Raw genomic sequence first — 25,446 nt, forward strand, 5'->3', positions numbered from 1 at the left:
CTTATAATGCGGCTCTTGCACACCTTATCATCTATGCTAACATACCACTTCCATAAAATTTCATAAGTAACATCTTAATTTAAAGGAAGATATCCGTGCCCGTTATTACCCGTTTTGCTCCCTCACCAACAGGCTTCCTTCATATTGGAGGTGCCCGTACGGCCCTCTTTAATTGGCTTTATGCAAAACATACTGGTGGGAAAATGCTTCTACGGATTGAAGATACAGATCGAGAGCGTTCAACAGAAGCAGCTGTAAAAGCCATTATGGATAGTTTACACTGGATGGGACTTAGCTACGACGGTGCTCCTATTTCACAATTCAAACGGGTAGAACGTCATCGACAAGTAGCTGAACAGTTAGTAAAAGATGGAAAAGCTTATTATTGTTATGCTTCTCCTGAAGAATTGGCTGAAATGCGTGAAAATGCCCGCGTAGAAGGTCGACCACCGCGTTATGATGGACGTTGGCGAGATCGTGATATTTCTGAAGCTCCCAAAGATATTAAACCTGTTATTCGCATCAAAGCACCCCAACATGGGGAAACAATTGTGCACGACCGCGTTCAAGGTGATGTTTGCTTTCCCAATAAAGATCTCGATGACTTTATTATTTTGCGTTCCGATGGTTCGCCCACCTATATGCATGCCGTCGTCGTTGATGATCATGATATGGGGATAACACATATCATACGTGGTGATGATCATCTCACAAATGCAGCTCGCCAAACAATCATTTTTAATGCAATGGGATGGAATATTCCTGTTATGGCACATATTCCACTTATCCATGGTGAAAATGGCGCAAAATTATCAAAACGGCATGGCGCACTAGGTGTCGATGCTTATCGAACAATGGGATACCTTCCTGCTGCTTTGCGCAATTATCTTGTCCGCCTAGGTTGGAGTCATGGTGATGACGAAATCATGTCAATCGAAGACATGATTTCTTGGTTTGATATCGATGATATTAATAAGGGTGCAGCGCGCTTTGATCTCAAAAAGCTCGATGCCATTAATGGACACTATATGCGCATGAGCAATGATCAGGACCTTTTTGATGCCGCTCTTAATATTTTACCAGAAATTGAAGGTGGATTACAAATAATTGAAACACTTAGTGAACAACAACGCGCTCAATTTCTAAAAGCTATACCAAATTTGAAAGAGCGTTCAAAAACATTGTGTGAACTCATTGACAATGCTTCCTTCATTTTTACGCAACGGCCTTTACTTCTCGATGAAAAAGCGCAAACACTCTTAGACAAAAATGGGCTAGCCATCTTAGAAGGTATTTATCTTGCTCTGAAAACATGCTCCCATTGGGATGTAAAAAGTTTGGATGAAACTCTTCGATATTATACAGAAAGACAAAATCTCAAATTTGGGGCTGTTGCCCAACCTCTTCGCGCAGCTCTCACAGGCCGTGCAACATCACTGGGAGTTTTTGATCTCCTCGTTTTATTAGGACAGGATGAAGCTCTTAACCGCATCAATGACCAACTTATAACAAAGACATATTAACAATATGCCTATAATTTATCAGCTCAATAGGTGTCACCTAAAAATATTTCCGCACAAACTGAAAGCTATCTTTTCTCTTAGATCGTGAAATTACATATTTGAGTTGGTAAAATTGCAAATAAAAAATATTTTTAGATTGCATGTGTCAACTTTTAGGGTAAATCTACCCTTCAATATAGGTAGGAGAAACTTCGATCATATGTCTCCCTATCTGATGAAGCGGCATCTTGATTTTTAGGAGTGAAGGATCTGAAAGGAATATCTAATGTCTGAAAATAAAGCATACATTACAGTGAAAGATAAAAAAATAGAATTTCCCGTGCGTAGAGGCACAAGTGGACCTGATGTCATTGAAATTGCTTCTCTTTATAAAGAAACAGACACTTTTACTTATGATCCTGGCTTTACCTCAACTGCTTCTTGTGAATCAAAAATCACTTACATTGATGGTAATAAAGGGATATTGCTTTATCGTGGTTATCCTATCGACCAACTGGCTGAAAAAGGAGATTTTCTCGAAAGTTGCTACCTTTTACTTTACGGTGAACTCCCAACAAAACAAGAAAAACATGACTTTGACCGTTGTATTATGCAGCATACGATGGTACATGAGCAATTTGCGCGATTTTTTCATGGATTTCGTCGTGACTCACATCCTATGGCCGTTATGGTTGCATGCCTTGGAGCTATGTCTGCATTCTATCACGACTCTATTGATATTACAGACCCACAACAAAGAATGATTGCTTCTGTTCGCCTCATCTCAAAGGTTCCAACTCTTGCTGCGATGGCTTATAAATATAGTATAGGGCAAGCCTTTGTTTATCCACGCAATGATCTTAGTTACGCTGCAAATTTTCTCCGTATGTGCTTTTGCGTTCCTTGTGAAGAATACAAAGTCAATCCTGTTCTTACTCGGGCAATGGATCGAATCTTTATCCTGCATGCAGATCATGAACAAAATGCTTCTACATCCACTGTACGCCTTGCTGGATCATCAGGTGCTAATCCGTTTGCATGTATCGCAGCAGGTGTTGCGTGCCTTTGGGGACCAGCGCATGGTGGAGCTAATGAAGCATGCTTAAAGATGCTACAAGAAATAGGTTCCGTTGAGAGAATCCCTGAATTCATTGCACGTGCAAAAGATAAAAATGATCCTTTCCGCCTTATGGGATTTGGTCACAGAGTCTATAAAAATTATGATCCACGTGCAAAAATCATGCAAAAAACCTGCCATGAAGTTTTAAAAGAACTTAACATCCAAGATGATCCACTGCTTGATATAGCTATAGAACTTGAAAAAATCGCCCTGAATGATGAGTATTTTGTTGAGAAAAAGCTTTATCCAAATGTCGATTTCTATTCTGGCATTACATTAAAAGCCTTAGGATTCCCAACCGAAATGTTTACTGTTCTTTTTGCATTAGCGCGCAGTGTCGGTTGGGTTGCACAATGGAAAGAAATGATTGAGGATCCCGCCCAAAAGATTGGTCGGCCTCGTCAACTCTATACAGGCTATGCCATGCGTGAATATGTTCCTATAGATAAACGTACAAATTAAAGAAAAGGAAACAATCAATCAATAAAGCTTCAATGAATTGAAGCTTTATTGTGAGTAATCAAGAGTACAATTTCAAGAATATCGTACCTCGATTTTGGAAATCTTTCTACAGATATAATACTATCATAAAAGCTGTAAAAAACGTTTTTTGATGGCTTTTTCTCAATAAATCAATAGAATCCAAAACGCTCTTTCTTAGATCAGAAAAATACTTTGCCAAAAAGAGATAAAAAATTAACTTTTGAGCCGCATTCCACCCAATTAGATTTATTCCCCATCGTCTCTCTACCAGAAGCCCTATCACATACTAAACTCAGCGATGTTAAGAACTTTTCTCTCTGTCCCTAAAAAAGCATTACCAAAGAGTAATTACAAAATGCTTTTTATAACTATACACCAAATACTTCTTCTCTTCAGCAGGTGAGGAAAAGAATGAAATACCCTCTTAAAACTTTCCTAAGCAAAATGAATACTCATAAATTTTTGCATTGCTCCAGAAGAGCTTACAGATTATAAAATACGTGACGGTCTCATATTTTCTAGCTTATTCAAGAGGAGAACATAATGAAATTATTAGCAGTCACTCTTATAATAAGCGCAACATTTTTCTCCCAATTTACCAATGCCCAAACGCTGAAAATTGCAAGTGATGCTTCCTATCCCCCTTTTAGTTATATTGACTCAAATAATGAACTCAAAGGTTTTGATATTGATATATCTTATGCACTTTGTAAAAAAATGAATGTCGAATGTACTCTCATCACTCAAGACTTTGAGGGAATGATTCCCGGTCTTCTTGCAAAAAAATACGATGCGATCATTTCGTCCCTTGCTCCTACACAAGAGCGCTTACAAAAAATTGACTTCACAGATCCTTATTATAACACAGCACTCGCTGTAATTGTTACCAAAGATTCAGAAATTAAAGAGATCTCGGCTAAAGCCTTTAAAGGTAAAAATCTTGGTGTGCAATCCAATACAACACAAGCTGCATACGCGGAAGATCATTATGCTCCTGAAGGGGTAAACATTAAACTCTATCCGACAACAATAGAAGTGAATCGTGATCTTTTAAGTCGTCGACTTGATCTAGTTATCTTTGATAAACTAAAGGCATTAGACTGGCTCAACAATGAAGGAAAAGATTGCTGTCAACTTCTAGGGATTTTGGAAGAAACAAATTTTCCTATTGCAATTGCACTGCGTCAAAATAACAATGAACTTAAAGATAAGTTTAATGAAGCGATACGAGAAATCCGCTTGGATGGAACTTATGAAAAAATTATGAAAAAATATTTTACATTCGATATTTATTAAATACCAATACAAACTAAAATTAAACAGACTGATTATTTCTAAAAAATGTTATTTAACTCTTTTCAATGGGAATAATTGAAAATCTAGCATTTTTGTCATTTCTTACGAGAAAATTCGCATTTTTATATTTAAATTGAATAGTCTTTTTTTCAAAGCTAAAATATTTTTTGATCATGATCTCCATCATAATGATAACAACATGAGACACCAGTGAATTTTTATATTGCTCTCAAAAGAGCTTCCAGATTATACAATATATGACAACATCACATATGCGCATCATATTTTCTAGCTTATTCAATAGGAGAACATAATGAAATTATTAGCAGTCACTCTTATAATAAGCGCAACATTTTTTACCCAATTAACTGATGCAAAAACGCTAAAAATTGCGAGTGAAGGTACCTACCCTCCATTTAGTTATATTGACTCAAATAATGAGCTCAAAGGTTTTGATATTGATATATCTTATGCACTTTGTAAAAAAATGAACGTCGAGTGTACTATCACTACTCAAGATTTAGAGGGAATGATTCCCGGTCTTCTTGCAAAAAAATACGATGCGATCATTGCTTCCCTTGCTCCTACACAAGAGCGCTTACAAAAAATTGACTTCACAGATCCTTATTATAACACAGCACTCGCTGTAATTGTTACAAAAGATTCAGAAATTAAAGAGATCTCGGCTGAAGCTTTTAAAAGTAAAAATCTTGGTGTGCAATCAAATACAACACAAGCTGCATACGCGGAAGATCATTATGCTTCTGAAGGAGCAAACATTAAACTCTACCCGACAACAATAGAAGTAAATCGCGATCTTTTAAGTCGTCGACTTGATGTGGTTATCATTGATAAACTGCAAGCATTAAACTGGCTCAACAATGAAGGAAAAGAGTGTTGCCAACTTTTAGGAATTTTGGAAGAAACAAATTTTCCTATTGCAATCGCACTACGTCAAAATAATAATGAGCTTAAAGATAAATTTAATAAAGCGATAAAAGAGATCCGTTTGGATGGAACTTATGAAAAAATTATGAAAAAATATTTTACATTCGATATTTATTAAATACCAATACAAACTAAAATTAAACAGACTGATTATTTCTAAAAAACATTATCTAACTCTTTGTGAGGAATGCAATAATGATTGATAATTTAGCATTGCTATCATTGAGCAATGGTGGATGGGGTATGGTTATACTTTCTAGTGCTGGGATGACATTATCATTAGCTTTGTGTTGTGGGCTCTTGGGACTTCCTTTAGGTCTTCTGGGTGCTGTGATGATTCGGTCTAATATTAAGATAGCTAAAGCTATAGCGATCCTTTTTTCATCGATCTTCCGTGGGCTACCAGAGCTTTTAACCTTATTTTTAGTTTACTACGGCTTGCAAAATATTATTCAAATTGTTCTAAATTATTTTAATATTGAAATGATGTTCAGTATCAATGCTTTTGTTGCTGGTGTTCTTGCACTCAGTATGGTTTTTGCAGCTTTTTCATGTGAAGTTTGGCTTGGAGCATTCAACATTTTTGATAAGGGTCAGTATGAAGCGGCTAAAGCTCTAGGACTTTCACGCTCAACTACATTTTTTCGTATTGTATTTCCTCAGCTCATTCGAAATGCTTTGCCAGGACTTTCTAATAATTGGCTCACCTTACTTAAGGATACATCCTTGGTATCAACCATTTCACTTGTTGATCTTATGCGACAAACAAACTTAGCAGTCGCAGCCACAGATAAACCTATGCTTTTTTATCTTGTGGCATGCTTACTCTATTTGTTATTTTCAGCGTTCTTTTCTGCAGTCTTGCGCTATCTGGAAATATACACTCAAGCAGGATATCGAAAGGTGTTGAGTTCATGATTCCTGAGTGGCTTTATTTCCTTTTTAATCCTTCTCTTTTAAACCGTTATGGGCCTAAATTTATTGAGGGCTTTATTGTTACTGTTGAGCTTGTTTCTATTGCTTGCTCCATTGGCTTTTTTCTTGGTATGCTTATCGCGTTTGCACGTTTATCAAATAATAAGTTTTTACGATATTTGGCAGAGATTTATGTCTTTTTTTTTCGTGGATCTCCTTTATTGGCCCAACTTTTTCTTTTTTACTACGGCCTTGGTTCAATAAACAACTTCTGGCAACAAGTTGGACTGTGGTGGTTCTTTCAAAACGCATGGTATTGTTGCCTTTTCATTTTTGCACTCAATTCTGCTGCCTATCAATCTGAAATCTTTAAAGGAAGTTTTCTCTCTGTCACAACTGGACAACGTGAAGCATCAAAAGCATTAGGGTTGAGCAGTTCCGTAACATTTTTTAAAATTATTCTTCCCCAAGCAATGGTTGTAGCATTACGCCCTCTAGGAAATGAGTTTATTTTAATGATTAAATCCAGCGCTATTGCCTCACTCATCACTATTTATGATTTAATGGGGATTGCCAAACTCACTTATTCACGCACATTCGATTTTCAAGTTTATGTTTGGGCTGCTCTTATTTATCTTCTGATCGTTGAGTTTATTCACCGGTTTATTATTTTTATCGAATATCGTCTAACCCGATATTTACGGTAAATAAAATGATCGCAAAAATCTTTACCAAATAAAAATGTTAAATTAATCAGTTTATTTATCAATGAAAGAATAAAACAAAATGAATTTGGAAAATAATCAATCTGTCCATATTGCTCAAAACTCTGTGATTTCTATTCGAAATTTAAATAAATGGTATGGAGATTTTCAGGTTCTCTATGATATTAACTTTGATGTTAAAGCTGGCGAACGCATTGTTATCTGTGGCCCTTCCGGATCAGGAAAATCAACTTTGATTCGTTGTATTAATCAATTAGAAAAAGCACAAAAAGGTTCCATTTGTGTTCATGATATTGATATTCATGCTGCCCCTTTACACCAACAAAAAAATGTTCTCCGTAAAATAGGAATGGTTTTTCAAAACTTTAATTTGTTTCCTCATATGAGCGTTATGCAGAATTGCATTTTAGCACCTATAACAGTTCAAGGGCTTTCTAAACAACAAGCAAAAGAACGAGCAATTCGTTATCTTACAGATGTCGGAATTGAAAAACACTGTAACAAATACCCTTTACAACTCTCTGGTGGACAACAGCAACGTGTTGCAATCGCTCGTGCACTTTGTATGGAACCTGAAGTGATGCTTTTTGATGAGCCTACGTCAGCTCTTGATCCAGAAAGCGTTGGAGAAGTTTTAGAAGTTATGGTTCAATTGGCTGATACAGGCATAACAATGCTTTGCGTTACCCATGAAATGGGTTTTGCACGTGAAGTTTCAGAAAGAATACTCTTTCTAGAAAATGGAAAGATTATTGAAGATACAGCATCTAAAGAATTTTTCACCAATCCTAAAAGCCAACGTGCTTGCGATTTTCTTGCTAAAATTAAACATTAATCATCAACGTTGTTTTATTTTTTAGCCCTGCTTTTTAGAAGAGTGATAATCGTTTGCGCACCAACAACCCCCGATGGTAGTTCAGTTTTCATTTTTTGTTCTACCAACTCAAAAGCATCAAGTTGTATCTGTCGCACTAAAGGATTATACAAAAGTTGTTCTATCTGCCTCGCTAACATTCCAGGGCGCAAAAACTCATTAAAATATTCTGGCACAAAAGGCTTATCAGAAATAATATTGGGAAGAGCAGCGCTCCATAACATTATTTTTGGGAAAATAAATAATTTAGAAAAGTAATCAAGTTTATAACAAAGGACCATAGGAATTTTAGCTAAGGCTAATTCAAGCGAAACCGTTCCATGGGCCGCAAGCGCAACATCTGCTTGTGCAAAAGCACGCCATTTTGCATCTTCACCAACAACAATTTCTACTTTGCTTTTCCAACCCTGTAAAAAATCACGGATTTTATCCACCAAATGTGGTAAAGTTGGCAAAATAATACGTAAATGAGGGATACGTTGTGCAAGAATTTCTACTACTTCTCGAAAAATAGGCATTAAAGAGCGAATCTCTAAATTACGCGATCCGGGCAGAATAACTAACGTGGGCGATAATGTTTGCTGACTGTGCAAATGTTTTTTTTCTGATTGGCTCTTTTTTTCTGCCTGGACAGTCAAGAGCAGAGGATAAGTTAAAAGACGATGCCCAACATAAGTAGTTGGAGGACCACTCAAATCTTGCATAATTTTTTCTTCAAAGGGAAAAGCTGCTAAAACATGGTCAACAAATTTACGCATAGTTTTAGCGCGCTTCGGCCGCCATGCCCAAACAGTTGGTGCAATGTATTTAATGATAGGAATTGAAGGCGCTAAAGCACGCACCTTTTTTGCAACACGATGGGTAAAATCAGGACTATCAATAATAATTAAACAATCGGGTTGTTCTTGTGCGATAAATTTAGACAAATTGTAAATATGCATCAGCAGTGATGGCAGTTTCTTTAACACTGTACCTAAACCTATTAAAGCAATCTCTTGAGAATCAAAGAGGCTTTTTAAACCTAACTCCTTTAAATGCCTTCCACCAACACCAATCAAATGGATATTGCATCCTGTCTGTTCTGATAAACAAGAAATCAAATCAGCTCCAAGAAAATCACCAGATTCCTCGCCTGCAACAACAGCAATTTTTAAAATACAATCATTCATGATCAAACTTTTCAAATGTTTCTATAAACAGGGAATATTTGTTGGCTTTTTCTACTGTTGTTTGCACTGATAATATCAGACTTTTATTTGCTTCCACTGCAATGCCAAACAATCCACTCTTTGCAACATTCATTATTGTCGTAGGTCCAATTGATGGCAAATCAACGCGATGATCTTGTTGTGGTTTTGCACATTTAACAAGAACACCACCTTTAGGCGGAATTTGCCCTCTTTCTCGCATTTCGCAAACCCGCCGTAGCATATTATCAGTTCCCTCTGCTCCCTCAAGAGCAATTACCCTCCCATTAATAGCCACAGCTGCTTGCCCTATATCTAATCGACCTAAAAGCTTTGCTGCTTCTGCTGCTAAAAAAATATCTTTTTTCTCTTTTTGCGTCGCTCGCCGTAATGTTAAATTAAATTTTATCGGGGCTAAAAGATCTGGTACTATCTCGTGAGCACCAAGTACACAAAATCCGTGCGCTTCAATAACCCGTATAAAAGCTTTTAATAACGCATCATCTCCCCCCCTCAAAGCCCAGATTAACTTAGGGAGGGCTAAAAATGTTGTCCAATCGAGTTGCAATTGCGTAAGAAATGGCCGTTTTTTTACACCACCTGCCAAAACAATATTACAAATTCCAGCTTCCTTTAAGACTTTAACAAGTCGCGCTAATTCTACAATTGATAACTCGCAATGCTCATAGCCATAAAGCATAGCATCTGCCTCATCACGCAAAAGTACAAGAAAAGGATTTTGTCCATTTTTCTCAAGTTCTTGAGCAACAGCGATAGGGAGAACACCATTTCCTGCTATGATAGCAGTACGGCCGGAAAGAATACTTCTGGCACCAGAAACAGGCATTTTTAGTCCTTATTTTGTTTTACTCTATCACCTTCAAATTTAGGTGTACAATAAAAACGTTTTCCTTCTTCTTTGATAAAATTAACTACATCAATAACAGACTGAGAAGCGGAATAGAAAGAAGCAACATCGTTGACACGCTCTTTAAACGGTTTGCTATGATCAAAAAGCATGGCAACGGCATGACGTAGTGCATGAATATCCTTACGGTCAAGACCGGCACGTTTCATCCCAATAATATTTAATCCAGCAAGTTTTGCCTGCACACCAACAGCTGTTCCGTAAGGAATTAGATCGCCAACCAATGCAGATACACCACCAATAAATGCATAATGCCCAATACGAACAAATTGGTGAACAGCGGATCCACCGCCAATAATAGCACAATCACCAACAGTAACATGCCCCGCAATCATCGCATTATTCGCAAAAGTCACATGATTACCTACATGGCAATCGTGGGCGACATGAGCATAACAAAAAAATTGACAATTATCACCAACAATCGTCATTCCTACACTTGAGTCAGAGCCTCTATGCATCGTTACGCCTTCACGAATCGTACAATTTTTACCAATAGAAAGCGTTGTATGACCTCCTCTATGTTTATTATTTTGCGGTTCTGCCCCCAAAACTGCATGTGAAAATACTTTACTATTAGCTCCTAACGTTGTCTTCCCCATTATCACAACATGACTCATCAAACTGCATTCATCACCAATAATAGCATCTGCACTAATATGACAAAACGGTCCAACTCGTACATTCTCACCAAGCTGCGCTCCCTTCTCCACAAGAGCAGTTGGATGAATTTTTGTACCGGACATTTTTAAATTCCCATTAATATCGTTTACTCTTTTTCAATAATCATCGCAGCAATTTCCGCTTCAGCGACACGAATATCTTCTACTTTTGCAATACACGAAAAACGCCTCATACCAGATCTCTTTTTTAAAAGCTGAACATGAATCTTTAGTTGATCGCCAGGCACAACCGGTTTACGAAATTTCGCATTATCAACAGTCATAAGATAAACCAAATTTGTTTGCTTATTCCCTAATTTTAAAAGTGAAATTGCTCCCGCTGTTTGCGCCATAGCCTCTAAAATCAAAACCCCAGGCATAACCGGATTCACGGGAAAATGCCCCGTAAAATGTGGCTCATTAATCGTTATATTCTTAATACCAATAGCTTCTTGCTCACCATCAATTTCAACTATACGATCAATCAATAAAAATGGATAACGATGTGGTAATATTGACAGCAATTTTTCAATATCTACAGATTCTAAATTTTTAATTTCTCCGGGGTTGATCATATTAGCGTTTCTCCTTTTTAACTTTGCCAATACTACGCAACGCCGCTACTTCACGAAACCACTGCTTGAATGGTCGTGCCGGACTTCCTCCCCATTTTTCTCCATCCGGAATATCATTCATAACACCACTACCAGCAGCAATCTGAACACATTTACCTATTACGATATGATCCGCTACCCCGACGCTCCCGCCTAGTTGAGACATATCACCTATGGATGTACTTCCAGCAATTCCACATTGAGCAGCAATAAGACAATAGCGACCAATCTTCACATTGTGGGCAATCTGTACCAGATTATCAATCTTACTCCCTTCACCAATAATAGTGTCCTCAAATGTCCCACGATCAATAGTTGTATTTGCACCAATTTCCACACCATCTTCGATGATAACACGGCCAAGCTGTGGAATTTTTTCAATTCCAGAAACACTACCAACATAACCAAAACCATCTTGCCCAATGCAAACACCAGGATAAAGCTGAACTCTATCACCTATTAAAGAATACTGAACTGTTACCTTGGGGGCAATATAGCAGTCACGCCCAATACGACAATTTTCTCCAATAACAGCCGTAGATGAAATAAGAGTCCCTGCACCAATCTCAACATTTCGCCCAATAACAGCTCCCGCTTCTATACATACATCATGTGCAAACTTAGCACTTGGATGAATATGCGCATGCGGTGAAATTTCTCTCTTTCCAAACCAAGGCATTGGCTTGACAGAATCAGGAAATAAGATGCGACCAATTTGGGCAAAATCACGCTGCGGTGTAGATGTCACCAAAATTGCCATAGATTCAGGAACTTTAAAAACGATTTCATTCGTACAAAAAACAGCAACAGCAGAACTTCCTAAGAGAGCATCAGAAAATTTTCGATGCTCCACAAACACAAGAGAACCTTCCACAGCACCCTCAAGCGAAGAAAGAGTATTTATAACTGTGTTAGAAAACTCTGGATTAAGAAGCTTTGCACCTGTCAACTCTGCAACATTAGCAACCGTCAATCGCCGGGACGGCGTAAAAAAAAATGTATCCGCCATCAAAACACTTTCTCTCCCAGCTTAACCCATTGTCCTCAAAGCTTTTCCTTCTAAAGAAAATTCAAATCAGAACTTCGTAGAAATACCAAAGTTCAATTTCTGCACACGATCACCTAGCTGCTTTTTTATTGGCCAAGCATAATCAAAACGCAGCGGTCCAAATGGCGAATCCCACATCAAACTCACACCTGCAGACGAACGCCATGCGCTTTTGGTATTTACAACCGGTGCCTCACCCTGAAAAACGGGTTTATAATTATTGCCATAAAGCGTTGCAATATCCGCAAATAAAGCACCGCGCAACCCTAATCCCTCAGGCACAACAGGTATAGGAAACTGTACTTCAGCGGTCGCATTCATATAAGTTGTTCCCCCTAAGAAATAAGCTTCACCTTTATTAGAAACTTGGAGCGGACCTATTCCGTTGTATTTAAACCCTCGGATCATATCAGAATTTGCTTTAAACATATCGAAGATACGAACACCGTCTCGGCCTATTTCGTGGATATATCCTCCTCCAAAGGAAAATAAACCAACAAAATCCATCTGTTCAGAAAGCGTCTTGTATAACATCGCTTTACCAGTTGTCTTCAAGAACTTTGCACTCCCGCCAAGTCCTGCATACTCCTGCAGAACACGCACATACCACCCATCATGTGGGTTTTTCATATCATCGATAGTATTATAGGTCAAACCATAACTAATGGATGAACGCTTCCAAGGGCTGTGCTTTGCTGCTTGAACAATTGCGCCAGAATACTTCCCATATAATTCTCTTATGTCAGCCTCTTTACTTAAATCATATTCTTTACCAAAATCATATTCTTCCTGTACATAAGAATAAGCTAAATTAGCAGATAATTGATCATTAATAGGCATCGCAAACCGAAGTGATCCACCTGTCTGTCGGACATCATATGCTTTATCAGCACGGTAAGTACTACGGAAAATATCAACACCCGCAGATAAACGATAACCTAAAAAATAAGGATCAACAAACGACAAATTGTAATTACGGGATTTTTCTTGCCCAGCACCCAGTCCCAAACGAACATACTGACCACGCCCTCCAAGATTACGTTCGGTAACAGATACCTCAAGCGACATACCAGGGCTTGTACCACCCGTTGTATATCCTCCAGACAAAGAAAGATCTCCTGTCGAAGATTCAACGACATCTATAACTAAAGTAACCTGATCAGACTGATCTGTGGGAGCCATTGAAATATTAACGGCTTTGAAAAAGCCTAAACTTTCTAAACGACGCTTTGCCCTCTGCACTAAGGTTTGATTGTAAGCATCCCCCTCATTTAAATCAAGCTCACGACGAATAACATAATCACGAGTCTTTTCATTGCCGCGTATTTCAATGCGCTGAATATAAGCTCGCGGACCTTGTTCAATGTTATACAAAATTGAAATTGTATGATTCGCCAAATCGCGATTTCCTCGTGGCTCAATTTTAGCAAAAGCATATCCCGAATCAGCAATTCTATTATTGATAATTGCAACAGACTGTTCGATACTTTCTGCGTTGTAAATGTCACCTGATCGAGTTTTAAGAATCCCTTTTAAAGATTGAACATCAATCCCATCAATATCGCTTTCAACTTGAATATCACTAATTTTATAGCGCACACCTTCATCAAGAACAAAATAAATTTTATATGTATTACTCGCTTCATCAAAAGTTGCTTTAGAGGAAACAACACGAAAATCTGCATAACCACGATTATAATAAAAGCGACGTAGAGCTTCTTCATCAGCAGCCAAACGCTCTTCACTATAAACATCCCCGCCCAACAACAATGAAAATATTCCTGAAGGCTTTGTTGAAATCACATCACGCAGACGGCGGCTTCCAAAAGCATGATTCCCCTTAAAAATGATATCATTAATCTTTGTCTTCCGGCCTTCAACAACATTGAATACCACATTTACGCGTCCTTTTCCTAAGTTAATAGTCTGAACGGTAACAGCGACATTATTACGACCAACTGTTTTATAAGCTTCACGAATCGTATTAATATCTGCTGAAAGCTTCGCAGAATTGAAAGGCTCATTTGGTTTTAAAGAAATGAACCGTTTAAGATCAGGATCCTTAAAAGATTTATTTCCCTGAAACAATACCTGATTGACTACCTCATATTCTTTGACGAACACAACTAACTTATTGCTAACCTGATTTATTTTAACGTCATAAAATAAGCCTAATCCGAAAAGACGCTTCACCGCAGCATCGACATCCCCACTGGAAAAACTCTGTCCAGCTTTAATACCTATATTGTCGCGCACCACCTGAGCACTTACAAACTTATTTCCACGAACCTCAATAGAATGGACCACAGACGCTTGCACTTCTCCAAGCATCGCAATTGACATAAAAGCTGTTGTTGGAGCAACTACTCCCATACCTAACACTAACACAGATGCTACATTTAAAAACTTCGAATTTGTAGTCATTGGCTTTTTTTACCTTATCTTATTTCTTGGACACGATGCCTCAAAAGCTAACTGCCATAACAACTCTTTTATAGCGAGACTTTCCATTCCTTAATTACTCATTATAGCACACAACGCCACAACATTTTGTGGACATGGTAAACGACCTTTAATCCATTCTTTCTACTATTACCCAATTTATAAAGTGTTTTCTATAATTTAATTAGCTAAACCAACAAAAATAATCATTAAAGAACGCGAAAATGATAAAGAGGAAAACAATGAAAAAGCCTAAGCGAAAAACAATTTCTTGAATTTTAGCCGATATTGGCCTCCTAGTAAGAGCCTCAATAACGTGAAATAATAAATGCCCACCGTCAAGCGGCGGAATCGGGAAAAGATTAATAAGCCCAATACTTATGGAAAGAAAAGCTGCAAAATTCAACAAGGATATAAAACCTGTTTCACTCACTTTCCAAGCAATTTTAACGGTTTTAGAAGGTCCACTTAGCCGGCAATAATCTTCTTTCCCTCCTATTAAACGACTTATAAAAAGAATTGTCTGGGTGATAATAAATGTAGCGCGTTCTGACGCTTTTCTTACAGCTCCGCCAAAACCATAGCGAATATGTTTTACATAAGCTGGATCTAAACGTGCAGAATTATTTGGATCGACAGGAACACTGACACCTATCATGCCACTTTGAATTCTATTACCAAATCCGTCATCTCGTTCAATCACTTTTGGTGTAATCACCGTCGTAAATATTCGGCCCATGCGCTCCATTTTAAATTCTATAGGATTTCTCCCATGAAAAGTCACATAGTTCATCAAGTCTTCAAAACTTTCAACCGGTCGACCATCCATTTCAACGAAACGATCACCCAATGCTAAACCAGACTGAATAGCAGGAGAGTCTTTTACCAAAGAACCAACAACAGGTTCAATAGCTACACGACCATAAACAAAGAAAAAAAATGTTAAAATAACAACGGTAAAAAGGACATTGAATGAGGGACCAGCGAAAACCGTTGCTGCTTTTTTCCAAGCATGCGCATTAGTAAATGAGCCGTCAACTATTGGAAATGATTGGGATGATAGTACACCTGCTTCTCCTTCATCCCCAATAAACTTTACATACCCTCCCAAAGGAATAAGCGCTAAACGCCACTGGGTACCATGCTTATCTGTGTAACCGAATATTTGTGGCCCGAACCCAAGCGAAAAAACCGACGCTTTAATACCACACCACCGCCCAATGAGATAATGCCCAGCTTCGTGCACAAAAATGATAATCATAACGACGAAAAGAACACTCAAACTTCTCAAAAGCAAGTCGCCTACAGCGATTATATAATTCAAAAAATCCAAGATATCTTCTCCCGATCAAACCATGCGAAAAAGATTAAAAGGTGTATCCATATCAGACATAAATGAACCAATTAAATAGAGAAGAAAAGCAGCTCCTACCAATCCATCCATACGATCCATAAATCCACCGTGTCCTGGCAATAAAGAACTAGAATCTTTAACAGAAAAATGCCTTTTTAGCCACGATTGCCCCAAATCACTCAATTGTGAGAAAATTGATAAAATAAGAGCAAGGAATAACATAAAAGAACTGGTTAAATTTATATCAAAAAATTGAAACGCAACCAATAAACCACCAGAAACTCCAACAAATGTACCACCAATCGCCCCCGACCATGTTTTATTAGGAGAAAATTTTGGTGCTAATTTAGGACCACCAAACACGCGTCCACTAAAATATCCAGCAATATCTGTTCCCCACACTATAGCAAATAAGAAGATAACAACTCTGAACCCTAAGGTTTCATGCCCGCGTAAAAAGGATAAAGCCACGACTGGAACAGATGTATATAAAAAACCAAAAAAAACCCAACCGCTCTTTTGCATAGGACCAATAGCTAATACTGCTGCCAAAATTACCAAAACACAAAAAACCAGTGAAGCAGGTATATCTGATACCAAAAAAAAGCCAAACACCAAATAAAAAATACTCGCTAATATTTTTTGTGAAACACGCCACTTCTCTTTAGTGATACTAATCCATTCATAAAGAATAAAACCGCCAATAACCCATACAAACAAAAAAAAGACAGTTCCTCCAAACCATGTTAAACATAAAGCAATAATGCCAAAAACAAAAGCTGTCAGAATACGATAAACAAGATTAGACAAAATAATATCCAAACAATATAAATAGAAAATATAAGCTCAAGAATTAACGCAAACAAAGAAATTTCCTACGCAGTATTTTTATATCCATACCTTTGCAAACTTTTTTAGAATTTATCATAAGTTATCCAGTATACCAAGATAGCGCTTGTGAAATCAATAATCAGAAAAAATAGCTAAAAGTCTACGTATCAAGGTTAATCCTAAAATATATTTCCAAATATTCTATCAACCTTAAAAGCGAGAAAGCTGCTATTCACGACCTATGTAAATTATGAAATCGAGATCTGATATTTGCTTCGTATAAAAGTAATGTTCTACTAAAATATCAGTCATCTAGAAATAAATTGGTAAAACAACGACCGTCTGTCCCATCCCACTACATCTTTCATAATGGAAAGTGAGAGCAAAACTAAAGCATTATCCTTCAAGCCATATTTCTCCCCAAACATCTACCATGGAATATTTGAATGATCCCCAATAATGAAAATATTTTTATCATGCAACTTAACAAAAAACCTCCACTATCCTGTTAAATAACTTACTCCAACAGGAAGCTTCATCCAAAGCGTAGATAAAGACAATCTAAAAAATGTCCACCACTTCAAATCAATATTATTTTTACAGTATAGAATTGCAAAAAACGCATCTCCCCCCTACCTCATATGCTATTATCAATAGCACACATAACCTCCATCTTTTTCCCATAAAAATGTTATATGATATTCTTTTACTAGAATCAAAATCGCCTTAAACGTGCATAATCTCAGATTCTTTCACAGCCAAAATCTTATCAATATCAGCAATAGTCTCATCCGTGAGTTTTTGAATTTTCTCAGATAAGCCATGTGCTTCATCTTGACCAATTTCACCTTCTTTTTCTAATTTTTTTAAATTATCCATGCCATCTCGGCGAACATGGCGGGTAGCAATACGCGCTTGTTCTGCATATTGATGTGCAATCTTTACAAGTTCTTTACGGCGCTCTTCATTTAATTCGGGTAAAGGAATACGTAAATTCATACCATCTGTGATAGGATTCAATCCAAGACCAGAGTCGCGAATAGCACGCTCTACAGCTCCTACCATCGTTTTATCCCACACTGAAACTGAAAGCATCCGTGGTTCAGGAACAGAAATATTTGCAACCTGATTTATATGTACAACAGAACCATAAGCCTCAACTGTTAACGGTTCTAATAAACTGGTTGAGGCGCGCCCTGTCCGCAAACCACCTAATTCATGTTTAAAAGCGGAAATAGCACCATCCATGCGACGTTTCAGATCATCCATAATCGATGTAATACTCATATCTCTGTCTCCTTCAATTACACCTTGAAGCTTATCCTTTTTCTGATACTATTGTAAACCGTCCCGTGCCATTTAATACCTTTGCTAAACCACCTTTTTCATGAATGGAATATACAATAATTGGTACATTGTTCTCACGTGCTAAAGTAACCGCTGTTGTATCCATAACGGACAACCCCCATTGCAAAATCTCCACATGTGTTAACTGGTCAAAACGCTTAGCTGTAGGGTCTATCTTTGGATCTGCAGAATAAATACCATCGACCTGCGTTCCCTTCAGAAGAACATCTGCACCAATTTCTGCTGCACGTAAAGTAGCGGCAGAGTCAGTGGTAAAAAAAGGATTACCCGTACCCCCAGCAAAAATAACGACTTTTCCTTGGTTCATATAACCTATTGCTTTACGCTGTGAGAAGCTCTCACAAATTTGTGGCATAGCAATCGCAGATAATACTACCGTTTCAACCCCTAATTTTGTCAACGATGTTCGCAACGCCAAAGAATTAATAGCAGTTGCAAGCATTCCCATGTGATCACCTGTCACACGATCTCCACCATGCGAAGCAACAGCAACTCCACGAAAAATATTTCCCCCGCCTATAACAATAGCAACTTCTACCCCCATCGCCCGCGCTTCAGCAATATCAGCAGCAATACGATCTGCAACGGAAACATCAATTCCAAAGCTTTGCCCTCCCATAAGGGCCTCACCAGAAACCTTTAAAAGAATACGTTTATACTGTAGCGCTAATGTCATTGATAATCTCCCAAAAAGCACATTTACTTTTTGCTTTTGACACACCAAGGACACCACTTTATCACGTGACACCCTTTCAATAATCACACTTTCTCCTATCAGCGATTGTATAAATCAATGGTGTGATTCTAAATCTCTGACAATAATCTACAAATAGCTACCCTTTTGCAGCCGCTGCAACCTCTGCAGCAAAATCAGAATTTTCTTTCTCAACACCTTCTCCTAGCGCAAAACGAATAAAACCTGTGATTTTTGCCGGCGCACCAATGGATTTTTCAGCATCCTTTAAAGCCGCTTCAACAGTTACATCAGGATTCATAACAAAAGCCTGAGAAAGCAAAACAACCTCTTCGAAAAACTTACGCATACGCCCTTCCACCATTTTTTCAATGATATTTTCAGGCTTGCCAGACTGACGGGCCTGATCTGAAAAAATTGCCTTTTCACGTTCAACAGCGCTGGCATCAACATCTTCATCTGTCAGTGCTAACGGATTAGTTGCAGCAATATGCATTGCAACCTGCCGACCAAAAGCAGCTGCTGCCTCCTTATTCCCTGTCGTTTCAATAGCAACCAAAACACCAAGTTTACCAAGATTGTCAGCCACACTATTGTGTATATAACTAGCAACTACACCATTCTCAACAGAAAGTTTAGCAGAACGCCGAAATGCCATATTCTCACCAATGGTACCAATGGCATCTTTAATTGTAGCCGCTACAGTCTTTTCAGAATTAGGGTAGAGAGACGTTGAAACAGCATCAACACACCCTTGCGTACCCAAAGCAGCTGTTGCTACATTACGTACAATGTCTTGAAATACATCATTGCGTGCTACAAAATCTGTTTCCGAATTAATTTCAACCAAAACTGCACTTGAACCCTTTGATGCAATTCCGATTAATCCCTCAGCCGCCGTACGACCGGCTTTTTTATCTGCTTTGGCTATCCCTTTTTTACGAAGCCAATCAACAGCAGCCTCCATATCCCCATTGGTTTCTGCCAGTGCTGCCTTACAATCCATCATACCAGCACCTGATAATTCCCGAAGTTCTTTTACTTGTGCAGCAGTAATACTCATATTTGCCTCTTTATCCTGTAACAGTGAAAGCGTGCAAAAAGAAAAAACTTATGCACGCCTATAACCTCTTCTTTAGAAAATTAAATAGCCTAATAGGCACTTTCTTAATATTACTCAGAAACTAGAACCGCATTTTCCAAAACGGGTTCCACCGGCGCATCAACTTGAGCCCCTAAATCCACACCCATTGCTCCTTGTTGGCGAGCAATACCATCAAGAGCTGCACGAGCAAAAAGATCACAATAAAGAGAAATTGCACGTGATGCATCATCATTACCTGGAATCGGATGTGTCACGTTATCAGGATCGCAGTTTGTATCAATAATAGCAATAACCGGAATACCCAAACGTTTCGCTTCTTGGATAGCAATATTCTCTTTATTTGTATCAATAATAAATATAAGATCTGGAACAGATCCCATATCCTTAATGCCACCGAGCGCACGATTAAGTTTTTCGCGATCACGCTCAAGGTTTAAACGTTCTTTTTTAGTAAAACCTTGTGCTTCAGCAGCGAGGATTTTATCCAGCTTACGTAAGCGATGTATTGAATGAGAAATCGTTTTCCAGTTTGTAAGCATCCCGCCAAGCCAACGCGCATTAACATAATATTGTGCCGAACGATTCGCTGCATCAGCAATAATGTCAGATGCCTGTCGCTTCGTACCAACAAAGAGAACGCGACCACCCTGTGCAACTGTATCTGAAACAAGTTTAAGCGCTTGGTGCAAAAGAGGAACAGTCTGAGCCAAATCAATAATATGAATATTATTACGCTGACCATAAATATAGGGAGTCATTTTGGGATTCCAGCGATGAGTCTGGTGACCAAAATGTACACCTGCTTCTAAAAGCTGATGCATAGTAAAGTCTGGTAGTGCCATAATTTATCCTTTCCGGTTTAACCTCCGCGGAAAAAGTAGGTAAACCTACTACCGGCGGACGTTTGCTAGATTTTCCTAGCAAACACCCAAACTCCGCGTGTGGAATATCGTGAACATACTAATATTTGATTCTTTTTCAAGTTATTTTCTGCAATCACTTAATGTTTACATTGATTAAGATCTTTTCCAACTTCGAGAAATTCAAGACTACTCAATTTTGCACGCACTGAAAAAGTTCCATACTCTATATGGAGATCACGCATAACACCGCTTTCATATAACAGAAAACTGGTACGATAAACTGGCAAACCATCTTTTTTTTCTACATCATCAAAATAAGAAATCGTAACGGGCCAATATTCCTCTTCATCCAATTTTCCCATTTTTTTCGTTTCAGAATCAGAGAAAGGAAGCTTCTTTTCTCCAATGATCACACTTTCTTTTTTGACTTTGTCGGCTTTATCTGTTCCATCAAATACAGTAACGTGGTAGAAATGATAACCTGCTTTTGCATGGCGGATGATATTCTTCAGTTGCATAATCGGAAACTCAGCCATTGCAAGCTTGTATTCTTTTTCCTTTGGCTTTTTCAGTTTAACTATAATCCCATCTTGAATACGCTCAGCTACACCTTCAGAACGATGTGCAACCTCTTGTCCAACTTGATCTGTAACACTAAAATGAAATGTACGGCTATCACCTGTTTCATAACTCGTCGTCTGTTGATCCGTTAAACGCTCCGGCATATCTTCAAGATGAATACGGCTGATAAAACGAAAACGTGTGGTATAGCCCTGACATTCCGAACCCGTCAATTCGTAGACCATTCGCCCTGACATCCCGGAAATTGTCATGTCATGAGAAACACTATCGAGCTGAAAATCATAAATTGCCCGATGAGGTGCAATAAAAATGGACTCTTCTGCTTTCGCACTACATAAAAAAGCAACATATAAAATTATTATAAATAACGATCTGATCATTCCCAACTTCCAATTCTATCCCCGTTGCATAACATCATACAATAAGGCAAAAAAGGACCACCCCTCAATTAACCACACATTTCCTTAAATCAAAAAATAGTTTATGCAATTGATCTATTATAGAACAGCTATGGAGTTTAAATTATGACCAACACGATTGAAAGGAATCTAAAAAAATTTGGAATCACCCTTCCTGAAGCAACGCAACCCATTGCCAATTACGTAACAGTCTCACAAAGCGGCAACCAACTCTTTATTTCTGGACAACTCCCTCTTTTTGATGGAAAGCCAATAGCAACTGGCAAAGTTGGTGCAACTGTTAGCGCTGAACAAGCAAAGAAATCAGCAGAAACCTGTGCACTCAACATGCTCGCACAAATCAAGGCAGCTCTGGGTGATTTAAACAGAATAAAACGTGTAGTAAAAATCACTGTTTTTGTTGCCGTAGACCCTCATTTTACCGATATCCCTCTTGTCGCCAATGGAGCTTCTAATTTACTCGTCAATATCCTTGGTGAGACTGGGAAACATGCTCGTTCTGCTGTTGGTGTTGCCTCTCTTCCAATGAATGTTCCAGTAGAAGTGGAAGCCATCATAGAAATCTAAACCCTCATCAATAGCAACACGTCTATATAAAGTGACAACCGAATACGAAATCTCTCTTTAATTCTAGCTCCCTATTAGCCTTCACATGCTTTAGTTTTTTAAAATTCTGAATTACAATGTTTAAAAGGAATATTTTTATGAAACAAACTTATGATAATAATAACATTTTTGCTAAATTGATTCGCGATGAAATTCCCTCTGTTCGCGTCTATGAAGATGATGATGTTATTGCATTCATGGATATCATGCCACAAGCACCAGGACATACGCTGGTTATACCTAGAAAAGGCTCAAGAAACCTACTGGATGCGGATATTGAAACATTGTTTCCTGTTATTAGAGCTGTTCAAAAAATCGCCATTGCCGTCAAAAAAGCCTTTCAAGCAGATGGTATAACAGTTATGCAATTTAATGAAGCAGCTAGTCAACAAACCGTTTATCATCTCCATTTCCATATTATACCACGTATGGAAGGAGTAGAGCTTTGCTCCCATAATGATGTTATAACGCCTACAGAAATACTTGAAGAAAATGCAAAAAAAATCCGTGCTGCTCTCTAAAATACCCTTAAGTTATTGAGCTTTTTCTCTTCACACGTTTTTTTGTCAAATGTTTTGTTTTGCTATTTTTTGAATCAATAGACATATCGGTAGGTAAAATTTTTAATTGTAACCTCTGTTTTTCCCCATTTGATTGTTGTGTCAATACGCGAACCGTGCCACCATTGCGCAACTTTCCAAATAAAATTTCGTCAGCTAATGGCTTCTTGATATATTCTTGTATAACACGACTCAATGGGCGTGCTCCCATCTGAGAATCATATCCTTTATTGGCGAGCCAAACCATTGCAGGAGGAGTTAATTCAAAACAAATTCCCCTATCAGCTAATTGCGCTTCAAGTTGAAAAACAAATTTTTGTATGATCTGATTGATGATTAACTGGGATAAAGGTGCAAATGGAATGATTGCATCTAACCGGTTACGAAATTCTGGTGTAAAGAGCCGATTAATTGCTTCAATATCATCACCCTCGCGAAGCACTTTGCCAAATCCGATAGCTGACTTTGCCATATCTGAAGCACCGGCATTGGTCGTCATAATTAAAATGATATTGCGGAAATCAATTTTTTTGCCATTATGATCTGTTAATTTACCGTAATCCATCACCTGCAATAAAAGATTAAATAACTCTGGATGCGCTTTTTCAATCTCATCCAGCAATAAGACTGCATGAGGATGCTGATCAACTGCATCTGTCAGGAGGCCGCCTTGATTAAACCCTATGTAACCTGGAGGTGCCCCGATTAAACGCGCCACTGTATGTCGTTCCATATATTCTGACATATCAAAACGTAACAATTCAACACCTAAAGAAGATGCAAGTTGTTTTGCAACTTCAGTTTTTCCTACACCTGTTGGTCCTGAAAATAAATAACTTCCTATTGGTTTTTCTAATTCGCGCAATCCTGCTCGCGCCAACTTAATTGATGACACTAAAGCTGAAATTGCCTGATCTTGCCCATAAACGACATGCTTGAGTTCTCTTTCAAGCTTGCTAAGAATCTTTTGGTCATCACCAGAAATTGTTTTTGGTGGAATCCTCGCCATAGTAGCAATAGTCGCTTCAATTTCTTTAACACCTATACTCTTTTTGCGTTGCTTTTTTGGCAAGAGCTTTTGCGCTGCACCACTTTCATCAATAACATCAATTGCTTTATCAGGTAATCGTCGATCAATCATATAACGTGAGGATAATTCTACGGACGCTCTTACCGCCTCATCAGTATATTGGATCTGATGAAATTTTTCAAAATAAGGCTTTAAACCTTGCAAAATCTTAATTGCATCAGCAACAGAAGGCTCATTCACATCAATTTTCTGAAAACGACGTTCCAAAGCGCGATCTTGTTCAAAAATTTTGCGATATTCTCTGTAAGTCGTAGAACCAATACATCGAATAGTTCCGGAAGATAATGCAGGTTTTAAAAGATTTGCCGCATCCATATTCCCCCCCAATGTAACCCCTGCTCCAATCAAGGTATGAATTTCATCAATAAATAAAACAGCATCTGGATACTGTTCAAATTCCTTCATAACTTGCTTTAACCGTTCTTCAAAATCACCACGATAGCGTGTACCAGCAATAAGCCCTCCCATATCAAGGGAAAATATCGTTGCATTTGATAAAACTTCAGGCACTTGCCCATCAACAATGCGTTTTGCTAATCCTTCAATTATAGCAGTTTTTCCAACTCCAGGATCACCAACCAAAAGCGGATTGTTTTTTGACCTTCGGCATAAAACCTGAATCATGCGTGAAATTTCCATTTCACGACCAATTAATAAATCAATTTTTCCATTGCGTGCTTTACAATTGAGATCAACACAATAACTCGTAAGTGCACTCGTTACCTTTTCACCATTGTCTGAAATCTGCTGATCCAATTGCTCTTCAAGCCCATCAAGTAACATGGATAGTCCCTCATCCCGCGTAATACCATGTGAAATGAAACGCACAGCATCATAACGTGTCATTCCCATCTCTTGAAGGAAATATGCCGCATAACTTTCGCGTTCAGAAAAAATTGCAACGAGGACGTTCGCTCCTGATACTTCGTCTTTTCCAGCTGATTGAGCATGAATCACCGCACGCTGGATAACACGCTGAAAAAATGTTGTTGGTTTTGTATCCTCATCAGCTCTAATCTGTACATCCAATTCTGACTGAATATAGTTGGTTAAGCGCTCTCGCAATTCTTCCACATTTACCTGACAAGCCTGAATAACCGAATTTGCATCAGCATCATCTAGCAAAGCAAGCAGAAGATGCTCTAATGTAGCATATTCATGCCGCGCTTGAGCAGCAATTGTTAATGCGCGGTGCAAAACCTCTTCAAGACTAGGTGTAAAAGATGGCAT

23 protein-coding genes are annotated in these 25,446 nt (G+C 38.2%); 9 read left to right on the forward strand and 14 right to left on the reverse strand.

What is annotated here, in order from left to right; all coding sequences use genetic code 11:
• Positions 1-95 precede the first annotated feature (95 nt).
• The 7 genes from gltX (at position 96) to LBE40_RS03895 (ending at position 7,824) form a co-directional block, all read left to right on the forward strand.
• Entirely contained in the window at positions 96-1,523 is a 1,428-nt protein-coding gene (gltX, locus tag LBE40_RS03865; protein WP_004860092.1) for a glutamate--tRNA ligase, read from the forward strand.
• A 265-nt stretch (positions 1,524-1,788) separates the two neighbouring features.
• Positions 1,789-3,084: a citrate synthase gene (gene gltA, locus LBE40_RS03870; RefSeq protein ID WP_004860093.1), complete on the forward strand. Its 1,296-nt coding sequence runs from the start codon at positions 1,789-1,791 to the stop codon at positions 3,082-3,084.
• 564 nt (positions 3,085-3,648) lie between these two features.
• Positions 3,649-4,401 (forward strand): transporter substrate-binding domain-containing protein, encoded by a 753-nt coding sequence (locus LBE40_RS03875; RefSeq protein WP_004860095.1) that lies wholly within the window; start codon positions 3,649-3,651, stop codon positions 4,399-4,401.
• A 313-nt stretch (positions 4,402-4,714) separates the two neighbouring features.
• Positions 4,715-5,467 (forward strand): transporter substrate-binding domain-containing protein, encoded by a 753-nt coding sequence (locus LBE40_RS03880; RefSeq protein WP_004860097.1) that lies wholly within the window; start codon positions 4,715-4,717, stop codon positions 5,465-5,467.
• Between the two features lie 77 nt (positions 5,468-5,544).
• A complete protein-coding gene (locus tag LBE40_RS03885) occupies positions 5,545-6,267 on the forward strand; it encodes an ABC transporter permease (RefSeq protein ID WP_004860099.1) in 723 nt (240 codons plus the stop codon).
• Positions 6,264-6,971 (forward strand): ABC transporter permease, encoded by a 708-nt coding sequence (locus tag LBE40_RS03890; RefSeq protein ID WP_004860101.1) that lies wholly within the window; start codon positions 6,264-6,266, stop codon positions 6,969-6,971. The genes LBE40_RS03885 and LBE40_RS03890 overlap by 4 nt, the downstream gene beginning before the upstream one ends.
• A gap of 79 nt (positions 6,972-7,050) precedes the next feature.
• On the forward strand, positions 7,051-7,824 hold the full coding sequence (locus LBE40_RS03895; RefSeq protein WP_004860103.1) for an amino acid ABC transporter ATP-binding protein: 774 nt from the start codon (positions 7,051-7,053) through the stop codon (positions 7,822-7,824).
• A 14-nt stretch (positions 7,825-7,838) separates the two neighbouring features.
• Here the strand turns inward: LBE40_RS03895 and lpxB are convergent, their stop codons facing one another.
• The 13 genes from lpxB to LBE40_RS03960 all read right to left on the reverse strand — a co-directional run bounded on the left by lpxB (position 7,839) and on the right by LBE40_RS03960 (position 21,921).
• Positions 7,839-9,032: a lipid-A-disaccharide synthase gene (lpxB, locus tag LBE40_RS03900; protein WP_004860105.1), complete on the reverse strand. Its 1,194-nt coding sequence runs from the start codon at positions 9,030-9,032 to the stop codon at positions 7,839-7,841.
• The gene (locus LBE40_RS03905; RefSeq protein ID WP_004860108.1) at positions 9,025-9,897 is read right to left on the reverse strand and encodes an LpxI family protein; all 873 of its coding nucleotides are present in this window, start codon (positions 9,895-9,897) and stop codon (positions 9,025-9,027) included. Before LBE40_RS03905 ends, lpxB begins: the two co-directional genes overlap by 8 nt.
• Before the next feature lie 2 nt (positions 9,898-9,899).
• Positions 9,900-10,724 carry an acyl-ACP--UDP-N-acetylglucosamine O-acyltransferase gene (gene lpxA / locus LBE40_RS03910; RefSeq protein ID WP_004860109.1) on the reverse strand — a complete coding sequence of 275 codons (825 nt, stop codon included), beginning with the start codon at positions 10,722-10,724 and terminating at the stop codon, positions 9,900-9,902.
• Positions 10,725-10,747: 23 nt separating this feature from the next.
• Positions 10,748-11,215: a 3-hydroxyacyl-ACP dehydratase FabZ gene (gene fabZ, locus LBE40_RS03915; protein ID WP_004860111.1), complete on the reverse strand. Its 468-nt coding sequence runs from the start codon at positions 11,213-11,215 to the stop codon at positions 10,748-10,750.
• A gap of 1 nt (position 11,216) precedes the next feature.
• Positions 11,217-12,263, reverse strand: coding sequence for a UDP-3-O-(3-hydroxymyristoyl)glucosamine N-acyltransferase (gene lpxD / locus LBE40_RS03920; RefSeq protein ID WP_004860112.1), 1,047 nt, complete (start codon positions 12,261-12,263; stop codon positions 11,217-11,219).
• A gap of 66 nt (positions 12,264-12,329) precedes the next feature.
• Entirely contained in the window at positions 12,330-14,726 is a 2,397-nt protein-coding gene (gene bamA, locus LBE40_RS03925) for an outer membrane protein assembly factor BamA (RefSeq protein WP_004860114.1), read from the reverse strand.
• 202 nt (positions 14,727-14,928) lie between these two features.
• A complete protein-coding gene (gene rseP / locus LBE40_RS03930; RefSeq protein WP_004860116.1) occupies positions 14,929-16,077 on the reverse strand; it encodes an RIP metalloprotease RseP in 1,149 nt (382 codons plus the stop codon).
• Positions 16,078-16,092: 15 nt separating this feature from the next.
• Positions 16,093-16,908, reverse strand: coding sequence for a phosphatidate cytidylyltransferase (locus tag LBE40_RS03935; RefSeq protein WP_004860117.1), 816 nt, complete (start codon positions 16,906-16,908; stop codon positions 16,093-16,095).
• A 747-nt stretch (positions 16,909-17,655) separates the two neighbouring features.
• Positions 17,656-18,216 (reverse strand): ribosome recycling factor, encoded by a 561-nt coding sequence (frr, locus tag LBE40_RS03940; protein ID WP_004860119.1) that lies wholly within the window; start codon positions 18,214-18,216, stop codon positions 17,656-17,658.
• Positions 18,217-18,247: 31 nt separating this feature from the next.
• Positions 18,248-18,973, reverse strand: a complete 726-nt coding sequence (pyrH, locus tag LBE40_RS03945) for a UMP kinase (protein WP_040297038.1) — start codon at positions 18,971-18,973, stop codon at positions 18,248-18,250.
• 157 nt (positions 18,974-19,130) lie between these two features.
• On the reverse strand, positions 19,131-20,054 hold the full coding sequence (gene tsf / locus LBE40_RS03950) for a translation elongation factor Ts (protein ID WP_004860123.1): 924 nt from the start codon (positions 20,052-20,054) through the stop codon (positions 19,131-19,133).
• 110 nt (positions 20,055-20,164) lie between these two features.
• Positions 20,165-20,938, reverse strand: coding sequence for a 30S ribosomal protein S2 (rpsB, locus tag LBE40_RS03955; protein ID WP_004860125.1), 774 nt, complete (start codon positions 20,936-20,938; stop codon positions 20,165-20,167).
• Positions 20,939-21,096: 158 nt separating this feature from the next.
• The gene (locus LBE40_RS03960) at positions 21,097-21,921 is read right to left on the reverse strand and encodes a cell envelope integrity EipB family protein (protein ID WP_004860127.1); all 825 of its coding nucleotides are present in this window, start codon (positions 21,919-21,921) and stop codon (positions 21,097-21,099) included.
• 144 nt (positions 21,922-22,065) lie between these two features.
• Between LBE40_RS03960 and LBE40_RS03965 the strand changes: the two genes are divergently transcribed.
• Positions 22,066-22,527, forward strand: coding sequence for a RidA family protein (locus LBE40_RS03965; protein ID WP_004860129.1), 462 nt, complete (start codon positions 22,066-22,068; stop codon positions 22,525-22,527).
• A gap of 137 nt (positions 22,528-22,664) precedes the next feature.
• Positions 22,665-23,087 carry an HIT family protein gene (locus LBE40_RS03970; protein WP_004860130.1) on the forward strand — a complete coding sequence of 141 codons (423 nt, stop codon included), beginning with the start codon at positions 22,665-22,667 and terminating at the stop codon, positions 23,085-23,087.
• A 7-nt stretch (positions 23,088-23,094) separates the two neighbouring features.
• Here LBE40_RS03970 and clpA read toward each other — a convergent pair whose 3' ends face one another.
• Positions 23,095-25,446, reverse strand: a complete 2,352-nt coding sequence (gene clpA, locus LBE40_RS03975) for an ATP-dependent Clp protease ATP-binding subunit ClpA (RefSeq protein WP_004860133.1) — start codon at positions 25,444-25,446, stop codon at positions 23,095-23,097.

Origin of the sequence: Bartonella taylorii, assembly GCF_023920105.1 — a bacterium.
GTDB lineage: Bacteria > Pseudomonadota > Alphaproteobacteria > Rhizobiales > Rhizobiaceae > Bartonella > Bartonella taylorii.